Origin of the sequence: Pseudomonas sp. B7, assembly GCF_016735645.1 — a bacterium.
In the GTDB taxonomy this organism is placed as follows: Bacteria; Pseudomonadota; Gammaproteobacteria; order Pseudomonadales; family Pseudomonadaceae; genus Aquipseudomonas; species Aquipseudomonas glycinae.
On record NZ_JAERRE010000010.1, the window covers coordinates 93,425 to 111,284 of the forward strand.

A 17,860-nucleotide genomic window follows, 5' to 3' on the forward strand; every position below is an offset into this window, starting at 1 on the left:
ACGGTCACGCCACCGCCGTTGACGAAGTAGATGTCATCGCCGGCGCCGCCCTCGAAGGTCACGGTGCTGAGAGGGGCTGCGGTGAACGTGTCGTTGAAGGCCGAACCGATGACTTTTTCGATGCTGGCCAGGGTATCGCCCTGCGCATCGCCACCGGTGCCTGCCAGACCGATACCCGGACGAACATCAACGTTGATGGCTTCGGCCGAGGTTGAATAGTCGACCGTGTCGGTGCCCGTCCCCCCGTTGAAGGCAAACACCCGGCCATCGGCGATGAAGGTGTCGTTATATTTGGAGCCAGTGATTGCTTCGATGTCGTTGTAGACATCGCCCGCACCGATTCCGGAATTGACACCGGTTTTCAGGTTGAGCGTGACGCCTACGGTGCTGTCGTCATAGGACACCGTGTCCATGCCCGCACCACCGAAGAACTGATCAGCCCCGCCACCGCCCAGCAGCGTGTCATTGCCGTTGCCGCCAGTGATGATGTTGTCGCTGGCATTGCCCGCACCGGTAAACGACTCGGTGCCAACGTAGGTCAGACGCTCGACGTTGGCCGCCAGCGTGTGCTCTTTGTAGGTGACGCGTACCTCATCGTTGCCGCCACCGGCCTGCTCGATGACGGTCACGCCACCGCCGTTGACGAAGTAGATGTCATCGCCTGCACCGCCTTCGTAAGTGGCGTACAGATAAGCATCAGTGGTGAAGGTATCGTTGAACGCCGAACCGATGACCTTTTCAATGCCGATCAGCGTGTCGCCTTGCGCATCACCACCGGTGCCAGGCAACCCGGTGCCCGGACGAATATCGACATTGACCCCGGCGAACGAAGCCGAGTAATCGACCGTGTCGAAACCCGCGCCACCGTCAATTTTGTCAGCCCCGGCACTCCCGATAATCACATCATTGCCACCCAGGCCATTGATCTCATCATCCCCACTCGTACCGTTCAGCGTATCCGCGCCGTTTGTCCCGTTGATTACCGCCATTACATCTTCCTTGCCTTGTTTGTGAACCGGTACCGGCCAGCGTGGCGATCACTCGTCATCGCGGCATGATTTTCTTGAACTGCAATGTGTTGATATCGACAGGAAACTCCCTGCGCTTGAGTCCGTTGCAAAGAAATGTATCGCCAATGAAACAAAGACGAACAGGCAGGTAAAAAAAAACAGGCGATTGCAATAGTCGCCTGTTTTTTTTGGAGCGCGGATGAACCGATCAATCCGCCAGCCAGCCGTTTTCCCAGTACCGCAGGTTATCCCCACGCAGCACGTAATCGCGCAGCACGACTTCACGCAATTCGTCGCCCATGCGATAGCTCGCATCCGGATCGGCCAGGTGCATGCGGATCGCTTGCAGCCACTCGTCCGTGGTGTTGGTCTTGATCCGGGTGCATGGCAGGTAACCGCGATAGGCCTCGGTGTCGGTGCAGATCACCGGGTATCCGCAGGCGCCGTACTCCAGCAGACGCAGGTTGCTCTTGCAGTCGTTGAAAATGTGGAACTCCAGCGGTGCCAGGGCCAGGTCGAGGTTGAGGCTCGCCAGTTTTGCCGGGTACACGTCCAGACCGATCACGCCGTGGAATTCGTGCATGTACGGACGCAACTCATCCGGGCACATGCCGAAGAACACCCAGTCGACTTCATTGGCCAGTTCACGAACAACGTCGGCAATCACCGCCAGGTCGCCGTGGTGGCTGGTGCCGCCGCCCCAGCCGACCCGCGGTTTTTTCGAGGTGCGGCGCTGGCTGCGCAAGTCGCACCACATATGTTGGGACAGCATGTTCGGAACGACCCGGATGTCGTTGTGCATGCTCGACAGCGCATTGCCCAGCGGCGCCGTGGACACCACGACCCGGTCGCACATGGCAATCGCCCGGCGGACCAGTTTTTCCATTTCGTCCTTGTTCGGCATGTTGCGGATATGCGCGTTGCGGTGAGGCACATCGATAACGTAGTCATCGAGCTCATAGATCCGCCGCGCACTGGAGTACTTTTGCAGACCCGGGATTTCGTTGATCGGTGCTTCGGCATAGCGCCCCTGCAAAATGATCACGTCCGGAGACTGGCGTTCGACCTCAATGATCGTCGGCAGGTTGTAGTGAATCCGCCCCAGCGCACGCCCCGCCGCTTCCAGCTCGATCAAAGGCTGCGTCACGCGGTAGTGACCGATGGCGGAGGCGTTGACCGGCAGCGCAAGGATCTTCGGCAGTTGTGGCTGGGAGAACGGAGTCCAGCCAGTACGCAAGCCCGGATCGAGACTGAAGCTCGACCCGCCAAGGCCGCTCAGCGACAGGTTCTTGTTGTAGGCCGGGTCCCGCGCAACGATTGGCAACCAGCGCTTGTAGAACGTTTCCTGCTCTTTGCCGAGCCGCGCCTCTTCACCCTCTTTCGGCGTACCGGCCGGCTGCGCACCCAATGCCAACTGCGCATAAGGCGTCCAGACCACCAGATAACCCTGCTGACCGACACGCAGGCACAAGTCCACTTCGTTCAGCGACTGCGCCAGGTCCTGTTCGTCGAGGCCACCGACGGCCTCGAACACCGACTTGCGCACCAGCAGGCAATCGCTGCCGACGGCGCTCAGGTCATGCGCCGCCAGCAGACGATACATGTAACCCGTCGCCTGCAGCGATTCACCGAAAAACGGTACGCCGGCCGGCCCTTGCAGACCCAGAATCAGCCCGGAATGCACGATCCGGCCATCCGGGTTGAATAGTTTCGCGCCCACTACACCGACTTCCGGCCTTTGCGCATGATTGAGCATTTCCGCCAGCCATTCGCCGTTGGTGATCACGGCGTACGGGTTGAGCAGCAGGACGTAATCGCCACGGGCCTGACTCACGGCGAGATTGCGCACCGCCGCCAGGTTTTCCTGCTGCGGGCAGTCCAGCACGCGAATCCGCTCGCTGCCCAATTGCGCCATGCCATCGAACCAGGCCTGGGCTTCGGCGCTCTCGCTGCCGTCGTCCACCAGCAGCAGTTCGTACTCGGCGTATGCGGTTTTCTCCAGCAGGCTCTCGATGCAGCGTTGCACCGCCGCCGTCTGATCCTTGCTGACGATGACGATCGACACCAGCGGCCGGCGGGCGTGGTGATAGTCGACCCGGTTCAACAGGTTCGATGCACCGCGACGGATGTCATGAGCGATGCCCAGCCGATCCAGGTGTGCGCCGACCAGTTGCGCATTGCTGTCTGCCATTTCCGGTCCGGACAGCCACTTGGCCAGGTCAAATACAGACTCCAGCAACACCTCCGCGATATGACCGACCACCGGCGTGCCGCCCTCCTCGACCATGCGCCACAGCACATCGTGGGGTGCCAGTTCGCCAAACGACGAATCGAAACCACCCAGGGCCAGGAAGCGCTCACGCTCGAACGCCAGCGCCCTGCCGACGTAGGGGTAGCTGCGCATCAGATCAAGGTTGAAGTCCGGCTTGAATACCGGCTCGGTCGATTCGCCCTGGGTCAACCCACCTTCATCGCTGTACAGACACTTCAAGGTACGCGACAACGCAATGCGCTCGGCCATCACCAACAGCGCTGGCACCACCAACCGATCGCCGGCACGCAGCAGGTAGAACCAGTCGGCACCATCGAGTTGCGGCAACAGATCATTGATTTGTTGCTGCCAGTCATCCTGCAGCGGCATGCGCACCACGCGCTCGTCCAGCCGCGCCTCGGTACAGGCCGCAGACAATACGATGGTCAGCTCGGGCAAATACTCCTGGGCGGCCAGTGATTGCAACGTAAGATCCAGCGCCGAGCGACTGCCCTGCTCGTCAATAATCAGTGCAACGATTTTCGGTGTACGCGGCCACGCGGCCAGTGTATCCGGCAGCAATTCACGCTGGCCTTCGGTCAGGTGGCGGCATTCGAGCCACTGCGCGTACAGCTCGGCGAAACTGACGCTGGAGATGCCCACGTGCCAATCCTGGGTCGTCTGCTTGGTACCCAGCGTCCGGCTCAGCGGCAGTTCTTCCCAGACACGCGGCAACTCGGCCGCCTTGGTCATCGGCACGTAGCGCACCCAGCCCGGTGCAGGCGCCGATTCGCCGCTGCGTGCCTTGAGCATCTGCGTCAGCCATTGACGCTCGGCCTCGATCGCATCGCGCATGGCCTGCTGACCACTCAATCGTTCAGGGTACAGACGCTCGACACTCAGGACATGGTTCGAAACCACCATGTTGCCCCGGCGCAGCAGGCAGACATACAAGGCGAAGTCCAGACTGGCGACAAAGCAGTGTCCCGGCTGGGTCAACGCCGGCAGCAACTCCACTACATCGGCCCGGCGAAACAGGGCATTGCTGAAACCGCCCAGAATGTTGACCGGGAAGTTCTCGAAGATCGCCAGCAGGTCTTCACCCTTGAACAGCCCGCAGGTCGGAGACAGCGGCGTGTTTTGCAGGCGTGACGGCAACGGCCGGTCGTCGGCATCCCAGAACAGGCGCTGGGCCAGGGCCAGATTGACATCCTGATGATCGATGAGTGTCTGCGCCTGACGCTCGACACAGATGCTGAACAACTGGTCGTCATCGCACAGGAATTTTATGAACTCGCCCTGAGCCTGTTCGAGACAGACGTGCAGGTTGCCCACCAGCCCCAGCGTCCGGGGATTGCGTACATAACGCACCGCCACGCCGCTGCTATCGCTCACCGAGTCGACGATGGTTTTGATCTCGTGACCACGACTGTCATCGCAGACAATGATTTCGAGATTGCCATAGCCCTGACTCACGGCACTTTGCAATGCCCGTTCGAAAAAACGCGGATTGAAGGCTGGAATGACGAGGCTGACGAGGGGAAGTGAATTCACGGCGGGCTCACAGGCGGTGTGAACCCGCCCAGAAAAGCGAGCTCTTGAAACCGCTAAGACATTAACTATTGAAGGAACAGGGCAACGCGGGCGCTTGCGCGCCCGCCTGCCTGCCGTCAGATCTTGTTGAACAGACCCAGCTGGCTGATTTTGCTGAACGCCAGTTGCGAGGCCTGCAGCATGGTCTGCTGCAGGGTCAGGCGGGTCATCACCTCGGCCGGATCGGAATCGCGGATTGAGCCCTGAGTGGTGGTGTTCGCCTGGATCAGGGTCTCGTTGGTGGTGGTCTGTTCATCCAGCGACTGGCCACGGGCACCGATCGAGGTGACGGCGCTGCCGATCTGGTTGGCGGCACTTTCGATGTTGCCGAGCGCCGACTCCATCGCACCCTGGAATTTCTGCTTGGCGACCGGATCACCATCGATCGGTGTGTTCAGTGCAGTGACCATCTGGCCCAGGGTGTCGAGCACGTTCTGGGTCTGGTGGTTGTTGGACTGAATCGAAAACTGGTCACCGGCGGCTGGCGTGCCACCGATGGCGAAAGTCACGCCCGCAGCCGTAGCGTTGCCACCGACCACCGTGCCCGAAGACACCGGTTTGCTGTCGGCAGTGACAGGCGCCGCGTACAGGTCGAATGCCGTGGCACTCGTGAACTTCAGAACGGCGCCGCCGCCCGACGGGAAGGCGCCGTTGTAGGCCGCCTGGTTGGTCACGTTCGAACCGGTGATGACCGCGGTCGACGGGTTGCCCGGGCTGCGCACGGAGGTGAACGAGTCCGGTGTGGCCGACAGCTGGAAGCTGTGACCGGCGATGACCGCGTCCGGATTGGTATCACCTGGCTTGAGGTTGATGTTCAGTTTCAGATCGACACCACGGAAACTGACCGTCTGGTTGGCACCGTTGCTGTTGGTGATCGCACCGTTCTGACTGGCTTCGGTGGTGACGTCATTGCCCAGGGCATCGGTGATCTTGATCTGAGTGCTGCTGATGAAATCCACGGTGTACGGCTGGCCGGCCGTGAATTTGGCGTTGTAAGTCGCAGCGGTACCCACGATACCGTTGGTCAGCACCACACGACCGTCATCGACAGCCGGAGCCGTCATGCTGGTCTGGGTCCGGGCGGTATTGATGGTCTGCTGGAAAGCATCCCAACCGGTGGTGTTGGTCGCCACCGACAGGCCGTCGCCAATGCCCAGGTTGACCTGGGTCTGGTCACCGTTGTAGGTGTAGGTGCCGTCGGCGTTCTGCGAGTACGGCGCGGTATCGGTCTTCGAGCCGGAGAACAGGTAGTTGCCGTTGGCGTCCTTGGAATTCATCAGGCCCAGCACCTGCTGCTGGATCTGGGTCAGTTCCGCCGCGTAAGCCTTGCGATCCGTATCGGTGGCGATGCCGTTGTTGGCGGCCAGGCCGATTTCCTTGGCACGTGCCAGGGCGGTGGTGATGGATGTCAGGGTGGATTCCTGAACGGTCAGTGAACTCTTGGTGGTGTCGATGTTGCCTTTGTACTGCTCGAGCATCGCGGCCTGCTGGCCCAGCTTCAGCAAGCGACCGGCACCGATCGGATCGTCGGCTGCCGTGTTGATGCGCTGCAGGCTGCTGGCTTCGTTGGCGGTCGCGACCGTCTTGCTGTAGTTGCGCTGATATTGGGCAGCTTGTGTCGCGTAATACTGGGCGGTGGAAATGCGCATGAATTACGGCTCCTTAAAGGCTGTTGATCAGCGTGGCGAAGGTTTCCTGCGCAGCTTTGATGATCTGCGAAGACGCTGTGTAGTACTGCTGATACTTGACCAGGTTGCCGGTCTCTTCATCCAGGTTGACCTGGGACAGCGAGTCCCGTGCACCCTGGGCCTGATCCAGGATCACCGTGGTGGCTGCGCTGTCGGATTTGCTCTGGGCAGCCTGGGTACCGACGTTGGTTACCAGTTTGTTGTAAGCGTCGGTCAGGCTGATGCCCTTGCTCGCCGTGCCGGTGTCAACGGTCTGTTTGGTCTGCAAACCGACCAGTGCCTGGGCGTTGCGGTTGTCCGAAGAGGCCGCGCCGGTCAGGTTGATGGTGAAGGTTTCGCCGGACTTCGGCGTCGCGCCCACAGTGGTCTGCACGGTGAAGGTCTTTTGCACGTTCGGGATGACGGTGGTGTCCATCACCGGAGCACCGGTGGAGTCGACCATGCCGATCTTCAGGTTCAGGGTGTTCGCCTGACCGGGAACGATGACGCCGGAACCGATCGTGGCCCCCTTGGCATCAACCATGTTGTAAGTCTGGCTGCCGCTGGTGGTGGCACCGAATACCAGTTTGACCGGGGTCGAATACTTGAGCGCGTTCTGCAACTCTGCCTGGGACGCCGGGTTGTAGATATCGACGACGTCAGTCAGCGTCGGCTGAGTGTAGGTGCCTGAGTTGTTGGCACTGGCCACGCCGGTCAATGGTCCGGCGGCGGCGATTTTCTTCGGGTCGGTAAGCACGGTCTGAATGCTGGACGCCGCGTTGCGGGTCGGGGTGACCTTGAACGTATCGCCGGCGCTCAGCGCACCACCGTTAAGGGCCAGGGTAAAGCCGTCGATTACCGGAGGCGGCGTGGTCGTGGTGCTGAACGAACCCATGTCGGTGCCGTCGGAGCGCTTGACCGTGTAGTTGGTCGCGCTGGTGAAGGTGACCTGATAGTCGCTGGTGGTCAGCTTGCCGGTGTCCTTGATGGTGACATCAAGATTGCCCGAACCTGCACTGTTGCCGGACTGGGCGATGCTGCGCTGACTGATCAGGGCGGCACTGTTGATGTTGTTGAAAATGGCCGCGCCAAAGTCACCGTTCTTGTCGATGCCCTGGGCTTGCTGGCGGTTGATCTGGTCGGCAACGACCAGTGCCACACGGCCCAGCTCGTTGAGTGCAGGATCGAGCACTTCCTTGCGATAAGTCAGCAGACCGCCGATTTCACCACCGGTCATCGCCGAGGTGATGTCGATGGTGCTCGAACCACGATCCATCTGGATGCCCATGCGCGATGGGTCACCCTTGAGCGGCACGGTGCTCAGGGTATTGGTGGTATTGCCGATGACCAACGGCTGGCCGCTGCCGATGTAGATGTCGAAGCTGGTGCCACGCTCAACGACTTGCGCGCCGGTCAGCTCGGAGAGTTGACGCACGGCTTCGTTACGGCTGTCGAGCAGATCGTTCGGCTGGCCGCCGCTGGTGGAGATCTCGCCGATCTTCTGGTTCAGCGTGGCAATCGAGGTTGCCAGTTTGTTCACCTGGGACGCCATGTCGGACAGGTTGCCATTGAGCGTGGCGTTCTGATCGTTCATCTGCTTGGCCAGCGCATTGAAGCGACTGGTCAGGGCCTGGGCGCCGGTCAGCACCGACTGGCGGGAAGTGTCGTCGGTGGCCGAGGTCGACACGCCTTGCATCGAGGTGAAGAATTTCTGCAGCACACCGGTCAGGCCAGTGTTGGTGTCGGACAGCGAGCCGTCCAGCGCGGTCGCCTGCGCACCGAAGGCGGCGGCTTCGCTATTGAGCGACGTGGCGGTACGCAGCTGCGATTCGAGGTAGGAGTTGTACACCCGGCGCACGTCGGCCAGAGTCGTACCGGTACCGATGAACACGTTACCGTACTGAATCGAGGACTTGGTGCCCTGCACGGTTTGCTGGCGTGAATAACCGGCGGTGTCGACGTTGGCAATGTTGTTGCCCGTCACAGCCAGAGAGGATGAACTCGCGGCCAACCCCGACATCCCGATATTGAGCAAACTCATGATTCAAACCTTACCTTGTGTTTATAAGGGCGTTGTTGAAACGCCGGCCGCAGCGTAGTTCTGATTGACCGTCATCTGCCTGGCAATCTGCGAAATCTTCGTCGCGTAGTTCGGGTCGGTCGCGTAACCGGCCTTCTGCAATTCGCGTACAAACTGTTCTGGGTTATCGGCCGACTTCAGCACATCTTGATAGCGATTATTGCTCTGCAGCAAAGTCACCAGATCGTGGAAGCTGTCCTTGTACGAGGCATAGGAACGGAACTCGGCCGTCTCCTTGACCATCTGCCCGTTGCGGAATTCGCTGGTGATCGCGCGGGCCGAATCGCCCTTCCAGTTGCTGCTGGCCTTGATGCCGAACAGGTTGTGACTGCTGCTGCCGTCCTGGGCGCGCATGACCGATTTGCCCCAGCCGGTTTCCAGCGCAGCCTGAGCCACCAGATAACGCGGATCGACGCCAATGCGCGCGGCGGCTTCCTGCGCCATCGGCAACATCGTGTTGACGAACTGGTCGGCGTTGCTGAACGCGCGCTTGGCTGGCGCCAACGGGATCTGTGCCATCGCACGACCGTAAATCTGCATCTGTCCGCCGGAAGCCTTGTCCGCCTCGGCGCGGGCCAGCCAGTCGCCGTTATACAGCGGGCCGGAACCGGTAACAGCGGCGGTCGCGGCGCGTTGCGGCAGTTGAGTGGCCGCTGCCGGCGTAGCCGACGGCACCAGACCGGCGAGCAAGCGATCCGCCAGTTTCGGCGGCAACGCCAGACGACGCTGGTTGATCATTTCCATGTCATTGCGATGGGTCAGTTCAGTGTTCGGCGCATGCAACGAACGCGACGCCCACAGCGGACGCTCGCCATTGAGTCGCGACAACGGACCATTGGCAGCCATGGTACCGGCGGCAATCGGTGTGGCCACGGCAGCGGCCTTGGCCCTGGCTTCTTCCTGCTTGGCGGCGGATGCGGCCGCAGCCTCGCCCGGCGCCATCGGTTTGTTCTTCGACATCTGCTTGATCAGCACGTCGGCCAGGCCAATACCACCGCCCTCGCGGGACAGGGAAACCGCCAGTTGCTGGTCATACATTTCCTGATACTGCTTGGCGGCCGGCGTATTGAGCGGGTTGTCCTGGCCCAGCGCTTCAGTGGCCGAACGCATCGACTTGAGCATTTCACCGAGGAACAGCGATTCGAATTCCTGCGCGACCTTGCGCATGTTCGCATCGCTGTTCTTGTCGCCGACCTTCAGCTGATTCAAGCGATTGAGGTCGGAGTACGAACCCGAATCGCTGCTGCTGACCAGACCGCTTTTGCGCATATCCATGGTCGCCGTCCTCAGATCACGATCAGGTCGGCTTGCAACGCGCCGGCCTGCTTAAGTGCTTCGAGGATGGCCATCAGGTCACCCGGCGCGGCGCCGACCTGGTTCACCGCCCGGACGATCTCGTCGAGGGTAGTGCCCGGGCCAAACTTGAACATCGGCTTGGCTTCCTGCTCGGCATTCACCCGCGAGCGCGGCACCACGGCGGTCTGGCCATTGGACAGCGGGCCCGGCTGGCTGACGATCGGGTCTTCGGTGATGGTCACGGTCAGGCTGCCGTGGGTCACGGCGGCCGGCGATACCTTCACGTTCTGGCCGATGACGATGGTGCCGGTACGCGAGTTGATAATGACTTTCGCCACGGCCTGACCCGGATCGACTTCGAGGTTTTCCAGGATCGACAGATAGTCGACGCGCTGGCTCGGATCGAGCGGCGCGGTCACACGGATCGAACCGCCGTCGATGGCCTGAGCCACGCCAGGGCCGAGCATGTCGTTGATCTTGTCGACGATGCGCTTGGCGGTAGTGAAGTCGGAACGGTTGAGGTTCAGCGTCAGGCTGTTGCCTTGGTTGAAACCACTCGGCACCGAACGCTCGACCGACGCACCGCCCGGGATGCGACCGGCCGACGGAACGTTGACGGTGATCTTCGAACCGTCACGACCTTCGGCGTCGAAACCACCCACCACCAGGTTGCCCTGAGCGATGGCGTAAACGTTGCCGTCGATACCCTTGAGCGGGGTCAGCAACAGGGTGCCGCCGCGCAGGCTCTTGGAGTTACCGATGGACGACACGGTGATGTCGACCTGCTGACCCGGCTTGGCGAACGCCGGCAGATCGGCACTCACCGACACTGCCGCGACGTTTTTCAGCTGCACGTTGCCCGATCCCGGCGGCACCTTGATGCCGAACTGCGAGAGCATGTTGTTGAAGGTCTGCAGGGTGAACGGGGTCTGCGTGGTCTGGTCGCCGGTACCGTTAAGACCGACCACCAGGCCATAGCCGATCAACTGGTTGGAACGCACGCCGGAAATGCTGGCGATATCTTTCAGCCGCTCGGCGTGGGCACCAAAGGCTGCAGACATCAACGCCGCAGCGAGCATGAGGCTCTTGAAATTCAACGTAGCCACCTAGAAAGGGAACAGCGGGCTGAGGAAGAAACGGTCGAACCAGCCTGGCTGACTCGCATCGGCGAACGAACCGGTGCCCGAGTAGGTGATGCGTGCATCGGCGACCCGGGTCGAAGACACGGTGTTGTCGGTGGCGATGTCATCGGCCCGCACGAGACCGGCGATCCGCACCAGCTCGTCGCCGGTGTTGAGGGTCATCCACTTCTCGCCACGCACGGCGATGATGCCGTTGGGCAGCACGTCGGCGACGGTCACGGTGATCGAGCCGGTCAGGGTGTTGCCCTGGGCCGCCTTGCTGTCACCCTTGGTCGCGCGGTCGCCGCTGTAACCGACATCCAGGCTCAGGTCGTTACCGCCCAACGGGTTGTTGGTGGTGGCGCTGCCGCCGAACAGCGACGTCAGGCCGATGCCGGTCTTGCTGTTCTTGGCCACCTGCGAGTTGGCGTTCTTGCTGGCCTGGGTCCTCTCGTTCAGGGTGATGGTGATGATGTCACCGACCCGGAATGCCTTGCGGTCGCTGTACAGGTTCTGCTCGAAACCGGCCTGATAGATCGAGCCGTTGTTGGCGGCCGACGGCAACGGTGTGCGCGGCAACACCGGGGCGTAGTAAGGATCATTGGGCTTGGGCGTCGGAGCGACGCAGCCCGCGAGCGAGACGACCCCGCTCAATGCCACAACAGATACAAAGCGCTTCATGACCCTTACCTCACGGTGTTGCAGGCGACCTCATGGCCGCCTCATAGACTTGATTACAGATTCTGCGTTACGAACGAGAGCATCTGGTCGGCGGTGGAGATCACCTTGGAGTTCATCTCGTACGCGCGCTGGGTGGTGATCATGTTGACCATCTCTTCCACGGTGCTGACGTTGGAGGTTTCCAGGGTGTTCTGCAGCGTGGTGCCGAAACCGTTCAGGCCCGGAGTACCGACTTGCGGCGCACCGGAAGCGGCGGTTTCCAGGAACAGGTTGTTGCCCACCGCTTGCAGACCGGCCGGGTTGATGAAGTCAGCGGTTTGCAGGTTGCCGATCACCTGAGCGGCAGGGTTGCCGGCGACGGTGATCGACACGGTGCCGTCACGACCTACGGTGAAGGTCTGGGCGTTGTTCGGGATGACGATGGCCGGTTCCAGGGCGAAACCGCTGGCGTTGACGATCTGGCCGTTGGAGTCGAGGTGGAAAGTACCGTCACGGGTGTAGGACGTGGTGCCGTCCGGCTGCAGGATCTGGAAGAAACCGCGACCGTCGATGGCCATGTCCAGCGGCTGCTCGGTGGTTTGCAGGCTGCCGGCGGTGAAGTTTTTCTGGGTGCCGACGATGCGCACACCGGTACCCACTTGCAGACCCGACGGCAGTTCGCTGTCCTGGGTCGACTGGGCGCCTGGCTGACGCTTGATCTGATAGAGCAGGTCCTGGAACTCGGCGCGGTCACGTTTGAAACCCGTGGTCGACACGTTCGCCAGGTTGTTGGAAATGGTGGTCAGATTGGTGTCCTGGGCGGACAGACCGGTTTTGGCAACCCATAGAGCCGGAAGCATTCGATTCTCCTCGTGCGCCTGTTTTACGGCGCGACGTTCTGATAATTAGCTGATCTGCAAGACCCGAGCCATGGCCTGGTCGTCGTCTTTGGCGGTGTTCATCATCTTGACGTGCAGTTCGAACTGCTTGGCCAGGGCCAGCACCGACGTCATCTCTTCCACGGCATTGACGTTGCTCGACTCCAGGAACCCCGACACCAGTTTGACGTTGGCATCGGCCGGCGCAGGCTGGCCGTCCTTGGTGTAGATCGAACCGTCCAGGCCCTTGTTCATGTTCTTGATGTCCGGGTTGACCAGCTTGATGCGATCGACTTCGGCCATGACCCGCGGGCCTTCGCCCATCGCACGAATGCTGATGGTGCCGTCTTCGCCAACTTCCACCTGTTGCTCCGGCGGCACCGCGATCGGCCCGCCATTGCCCATGACCGGCATGCCATTGCCGGCACGCAAGACGCCAAGGGCGTCGATATTCAGGCTGCCGGTGCGCACGTAGCTTTCGCCGCCGTTGGGGTTCTGCACGGCAATGAAACCGTTGCCGCTGACGGCCACGTCGAGGTCACGGCCGGTCTGCACCAGCGACCCCGGCGTGAAGTCGGTGGCGGGCCGTTCGCTCATGGCAAACGCACGCGCCGGAAAGCTGTCACCGAACACCGGCATCGAACGCGCCTGTTCCAGGTCGCGCTGAAAACCGTTGGTGGAGATGTTCGCCAGGTTGTTGGCATGAGCCTTTTGCGCCAGTGCGTTCTGGCTGGCGCCGGTCATTGCCACATAAAGGTACTTGTCCACACTCTTTCCTCTGCATGCCGGACGTTTGCCGCCCACCGCTGTACTGCTGAGCCATAAGCAATTTGCAGACCAACTTTTTTCTGGCGGCCGAGGACCCGATAAACAAAGGACTTGAGGGATTTTGCCGAGAGGAGGGAAATGTATCGAAGACGAAAAACCGGCGGTGTCATGCCGCTTGGCGGCAAACACCCGATCCGGCCGTGATCACTCCGACGCGTCCTTGCCGACTTCGTACTCACGCAACTTGTTGGCGATGGTCGTATGGGAAACCCCGAGCCGCTTGCCCAGTTGCCGGCTGCTCGGATGCTCGGAATACAAGCGCTCCAGCACCGCCTTCTCGAAGCGCCCAACAATCTCGTCCAGCCCGCCTTCGAGGGAGAAATCGCCAAGCGGCTGACGCACGCCGTAATCCGGCAGGCGAATGTGCTCGGCCTTGACCGTGCCGCCGTCGCACAGCGAAACCGCCTGGAACAGCACGTTCTCCAGTTGCCGCACATTGCCCGGCCAATGGTAGTGACTGAGCCGGTCCATCGCCGCCGGCGCCAGTTTCGGCAGCGGGCAGCCGATCTGTCGACTGGCCTGATCGAGAAAGTGCTCCACCAGCGGCGTCAAACCGTCGAGGCATTCGCGCAGTGGCGGGATGTGCAGCGACAGCACGTTCAAGCGGTGATACAGATCCTGGCGAAATTCGCCGCGCGCGCACAGCTCCGACAGGTCGACCTGGGTTGCGCAGATCACCCGCACATCGAGGTAAACCTCTTCATCACTGCCCACACGGCGGAAGCAGCCGTCCTGCAGGAATCGCAGCAGTTTCACCTGCAAGCGCGGGCTCATTTCGCCGACACCATCGAGGAACAGCGTGCCGCCCGCCGTCAGCTCCAGCAGCCCGAGCTTGCCTTCGGCCCGCGCGCCCTCAAAGGCACCGGGGCCGTAGCCGAACAGTTCGGTCTCGGCCATCGACTCCGGCAGCCCCGCGCAGTTGAGCGCCATCAGCGGCGACTGACCACGCGGGCTCGCCAGGTGGCAGGCCCGCGCCAGCAATTCCTTGCCGGTGCCGGTTTCGCCCTCAATCAACAACGGCGCATCCAGCGGCGCCATGCGCCGGGCCTCGCGCACCACCGCTGCCATCACCTTGGAGCTCTGGAAGATGCTATCGAAGCCACGCAGCTCTTGTTTGCGCACGTTATAGATGCGCTCGCCGACCCGGTCTGCGCGGTGCAGCGTCAGCACTGCGCCAGCCATGGCCTCGCTGTCGTCGTGTTCCGATTGCAGCGGCGCGATGTCGGCCAGAAAGATGTCGCCCTTGACCTTGACCCGCATGCCGTTGATTCGCGATTTGTTGGCGCGCACCAGTTCCGGCAGATCGAAATCTTCGGCGTAACGCGACAACGGAATCCCCGGCACCTCGTCCACCCGTACTCCGAGCGACTGCGCTGCCGCACGGTTGGCGGCAACGATGGAGCCGCCCATGTCGATCGACAGCACCGGAAACTCCAGCGCGCCGAGCAGCGCATTCAACTCCATGTGCCGCCGCTCGCTGGGCATCAACCCTACCCGCTTGACGCCGAACACCCCGGCAATCGCCTCGAACTTGGGTCGCAACGCCTGGAACTGAATGTTGATCAGGTTCGGGCAATGCAGGTAGATCGCGTTGCCATGCTCACCGCCCACCTCGCCACGGGCGACGTTGATCCCGTACTCCACCAGCAGATTGAGAATGTCGCGCAGGATGCCGATGCGGTTCTGGCAGTGGACTTTGATACGCATATAAAGGCCCGAAACAGGTGAAGAGGCGGTCTGACGCCGGAATTTTCTGCGCAGCGCGCAAGATAGTCGTCAAGATTATGTGACAGCCATCGGCCTTTTCAAACCCGACAGTCACCGTAAACACGACTTATCGCGCGAAGCGTAACGAAAATTTTACGAATTAAAGAGACTTTTCCTACTCAACCAGTCTTCAACCTGCTGCAACAACAAACGTTCCGGGGTATTTCTCAGTCCATCGCAGGACATAACAAGAACGAAATTCCCCTCGCAGGAGAGCAGTATGAAGCAGACGCAATACGTGGCCCGCGAGCCCGATGCGCAAGGTTTTATCGACTACCCCGCCGAAGAACACGCGGTGTGGAACACGCTGATCACCCGCCAGTTGAAAGTGATCGAGGGTCGTGCGTGCCAGGAATACCTGGACGGTATCGAAAAACTCGGTCTGCCCCACGACCGCATTCCGCAACTGGGCGAGATCAACAAGGTGCTCGGCGAGACCACCGGTTGGCAGGTTGCCCGCGTCCCGGCGCTGATCCCTTTCCAGACCTTTTTCGAATTGCTCGCCAGCAAGCAGTTTCCGGTGGCCACGTTCATTCGTACCCGTGAAGAACTGGACTACCTGCAGGAGCCGGACATTTTCCACGAGATCTTTGGCCACTGCCCGCTGCTGACCAACCCGTGGTTCGCCGAATTCACCCACACCTACGGCAAACTCGGCCTGCAGGCGACCAAGGAAGAACGCGTTTATCTGGCGCGTCTGTACTGGATGACCATCGAGTTCGGCCTGGTCGACACCCCGCAAGGCAAACGCATCTACGGCGGCGGCATCCTGTCTTCGCCGAAAGAAACTGTTTATTCGCTGTCGGATGAGCCCGAGCATCAGGCCTTCGATCCGCTGGAAGCGATGCGCACGCCGTACCGCATCGACATCCTGCAACCGCTGTATTTTGTCCTGCCGAACCTCAAGCGCCTGTTCGACCTGGCCCACGAAGACATCATGGCCATGGTCAAGCAAGGCATGCAGCTGGGTCTGCACGCACCGAAGTTTCCGCCAAAACCGAAAGCCGCGTGACCCGCGACTTTTGCTTACAAGTGAGTCTGTCCGTCGTCGCCACTTTGGTTTAGCGTGGCGACATTGACCGCCAATATAAAAAAACACCTTCAGATTTCAGGAAGTTCACCATGTCCACTTTGAACCAAGCCCATTGCGAAGCCTGCCGTGCCGATGCCCCACAAGTCAGCGATGAAGAACTGCCGATCCTGATCAAGCAGATTCCTGACTGGAACATCGAAGTACGCGACAGCATCATGCAGCTGGAAAAAGTCTTCCTGTTCAAGAATTTCAAGCACGCGCTGGCGTTCACCAACGCCGTCGGCGAGATCTCCGAGGCCGAAGGTCACCACCCGGGCCTGCTCACCGAGTGGGGCAAAGTCACCGTGACCTGGTGGAGCCACTCCATCAAAGGCCTGCATCGCAACGACTTCATCATGGCCGCGCGCACTGACGAAGTGGCCAAGACCGCAGAAGGACGCAAGTAATGCACTTCGACGCCATCGGCCGAGTGCCCGGCGACCCGATCCTCGGTCTGATGGAGGCCTACGCGCAGGATTCCAACCCGCGCAAGTTCGACCTTGGCGTGGGCGTCTACAAGGATGCCCAGGGCCTGACGCCGATCCCCGAGGCGGTGAAAATCGCCGAGGCGCGTCTGGTCGAGAGCCAGGACACCAAGACCTACATCGGTGGCCACGGCAATCCGCTGTTCGGCAAGGTCATCAATGAGCTGGTGCTTGGCGTCGATTCGAAGCTGATCGCCGAGCAACGCGCCGGCGCCACCCAAACGCCGGGCGGTACTGGCGCCCTGCGTCTGGCGGCGGACTTCATCGCCCAATGCCTGCCGGGCAAGGGTGTATGGCTGAGCAACCCGACCTGGCCGATCCACGAAACGATTTTCGCGGCCGCCGGGGTCAAGATCAGCCATTACCCGTACGTCGGCAGCGACAACCGCCTCGACGTCGATGCGATGCTCGCCGTGCTCAACGAAGTGCCGAAAGGTGATGTGGTGCTGCTGCACGCGTGCTGCCACAACCCGACCGGTTTCGACCTGAGCCACGACGACTGGCAGCGAGTGCTGGAGGTAGTACGCCGCCGTGACCTGCTGCCGCTGATCGACTTTGCCTACCAGGGCTTTGGCGACGGTCTGGAGCAGGATGCATGGTCGACCCGGCTGTTCGCCGCCGAGTTGCCCGAGCTGCTGATCACCAGCTCCTGCTCGAAGAACTTCGGTTTATATCGCGACCGCACCGGTGCGTTGATCGTCAGCGCGAAAACCGCTGACAAGCTGATCGACATCCGCAGCCAGTTGGCGCACATCGCCCGCAACCTGTGGTCAACGCCACCGGATCACGGCGCGGCTGTGGTCGCCACGATCCTCGCCGACCCGGAGCTGAAACGCCGCTGGGCCGACGAAGTGGAAGCCATGCGTCTGCGCATCGCCCAGTTGCGCAGCGGACTGGTGGAAGCGCTGGAACCGCACGGCCTGCGCGAGCGTTTTGCGCACATCGGCGTGCAACGCGGGATGTTCTCCTACACCGGACTGTCGCCGGAACAGGTGAAGAACCTGCGTGAGCATCACAGCGTGTACATGGTCAGCTCGGGCCGGGCCAACGTTGCCGGGATTGATGCGACGCGTCTCGACCTGCTGGCCGAAGCGATCGCCAACGTCTGCAAATAGTCCCAACTGTGGGAGCGAGCAGGCTCGCTCCCACATC

At 61.3% G+C, this 17,860-nt stretch carries 13 protein-coding genes; 3 read left to right on the top strand and 10 right to left on the bottom strand.

From position 1 onward, the window contains the following. From JKA62_RS21860 to JKA62_RS21905, 10 genes are all read right to left on the bottom strand, one after another. A partial coding sequence (locus JKA62_RS21860) for a calcium-binding protein (protein WP_201819407.1) occupies positions 1–989 on the bottom strand: 989 nt, incomplete at its 3' end. A gap of 229 nt (positions 990–1,218) precedes the next feature. Beyond that, positions 1,219–4,815: a glycosyltransferase gene (locus JKA62_RS21865; protein WP_011333023.1), complete on the bottom strand. Its 3,597-nt coding sequence runs from the start codon at positions 4,813–4,815 to the stop codon at positions 1,219–1,221. Positions 4,816–4,931: 116 nt separating this feature from the next. Continuing rightward, entirely contained in the window at positions 4,932–6,503 is a 1,572-nt protein-coding gene (locus JKA62_RS21870) for a flagellar hook-associated protein 3 (protein ID WP_201819410.1), read from the bottom strand. Between the two features lie 13 nt (positions 6,504–6,516). Then, positions 6,517–8,562: a flagellar hook-associated protein FlgK gene (flgK, locus tag JKA62_RS21875; RefSeq protein WP_011333021.1), complete on the bottom strand. Its 2,046-nt coding sequence runs from the start codon at positions 8,560–8,562 to the stop codon at positions 6,517–6,519. Between the two features lie 21 nt (positions 8,563–8,583). After that, entirely contained in the window at positions 8,584–9,876 is a 1,293-nt protein-coding gene (flgJ, locus tag JKA62_RS21880) for a flagellar assembly peptidoglycan hydrolase FlgJ (RefSeq protein WP_011333020.1), read from the bottom strand. An 11-nt stretch (positions 9,877–9,887) separates the two neighbouring features. After that, the gene (locus JKA62_RS21885) at positions 9,888–10,976 is read right to left on the bottom strand and encodes a flagellar basal body P-ring protein FlgI (RefSeq protein ID WP_011333019.1); all 1,089 of its coding nucleotides are present in this window, start codon (positions 10,974–10,976) and stop codon (positions 9,888–9,890) included. A 27-nt stretch (positions 10,977–11,003) separates the two neighbouring features. Continuing rightward, the gene (gene flgH / locus JKA62_RS21890) at positions 11,004–11,699 is read right to left on the bottom strand and encodes a flagellar basal body L-ring protein FlgH (protein ID WP_011333018.1); all 696 of its coding nucleotides are present in this window, start codon (positions 11,697–11,699) and stop codon (positions 11,004–11,006) included. Between the two features lie 53 nt (positions 11,700–11,752). After that, entirely contained in the window at positions 11,753–12,538 is a 786-nt protein-coding gene (flgG, locus tag JKA62_RS21895; RefSeq protein ID WP_011333017.1) for a flagellar basal-body rod protein FlgG, read from the bottom strand. 45 nt (positions 12,539–12,583) lie between these two features. Continuing rightward, positions 12,584–13,324 carry a flagellar basal body rod protein FlgF gene (locus JKA62_RS21900; protein WP_011333016.1) on the bottom strand — a complete coding sequence of 247 codons (741 nt, stop codon included), beginning with the start codon at positions 13,322–13,324 and terminating at the stop codon, positions 12,584–12,586. A gap of 204 nt (positions 13,325–13,528) precedes the next feature. After that, a complete protein-coding gene (locus JKA62_RS21905; RefSeq protein ID WP_201819414.1) occupies positions 13,529–15,091 on the bottom strand; it encodes a sigma-54-dependent transcriptional regulator in 1,563 nt (520 codons plus the stop codon). Between the two features lie 280 nt (positions 15,092–15,371). On the opposite strand from JKA62_RS21905, the gene phhA reads away from it, so the two are divergent. The 3 genes from phhA to JKA62_RS21920 all read left to right on the top strand — a co-directional run bounded on the left by phhA (position 15,372) and on the right by JKA62_RS21920 (position 17,823). Next, complete coding sequence (gene phhA, locus JKA62_RS21910; RefSeq protein ID WP_011333014.1) at positions 15,372–16,163, top strand: phenylalanine 4-monooxygenase; 792 nt, start codon at positions 15,372–15,374, stop codon at positions 16,161–16,163. A gap of 110 nt (positions 16,164–16,273) precedes the next feature. Beyond that, complete coding sequence (locus JKA62_RS21915) at positions 16,274–16,630, top strand: 4a-hydroxytetrahydrobiopterin dehydratase (protein ID WP_003222798.1); 357 nt, start codon at positions 16,274–16,276, stop codon at positions 16,628–16,630. Beyond that, the gene (locus JKA62_RS21920; protein ID WP_011333013.1) at positions 16,630–17,823 is read left to right on the top strand and encodes an amino acid aminotransferase; all 1,194 of its coding nucleotides are present in this window, start codon (positions 16,630–16,632) and stop codon (positions 17,821–17,823) included. Before JKA62_RS21915 ends, JKA62_RS21920 begins: the two co-directional genes overlap by 1 nt. The last annotated feature ends 37 nt before the right edge of the window (positions 17,824–17,860 follow it).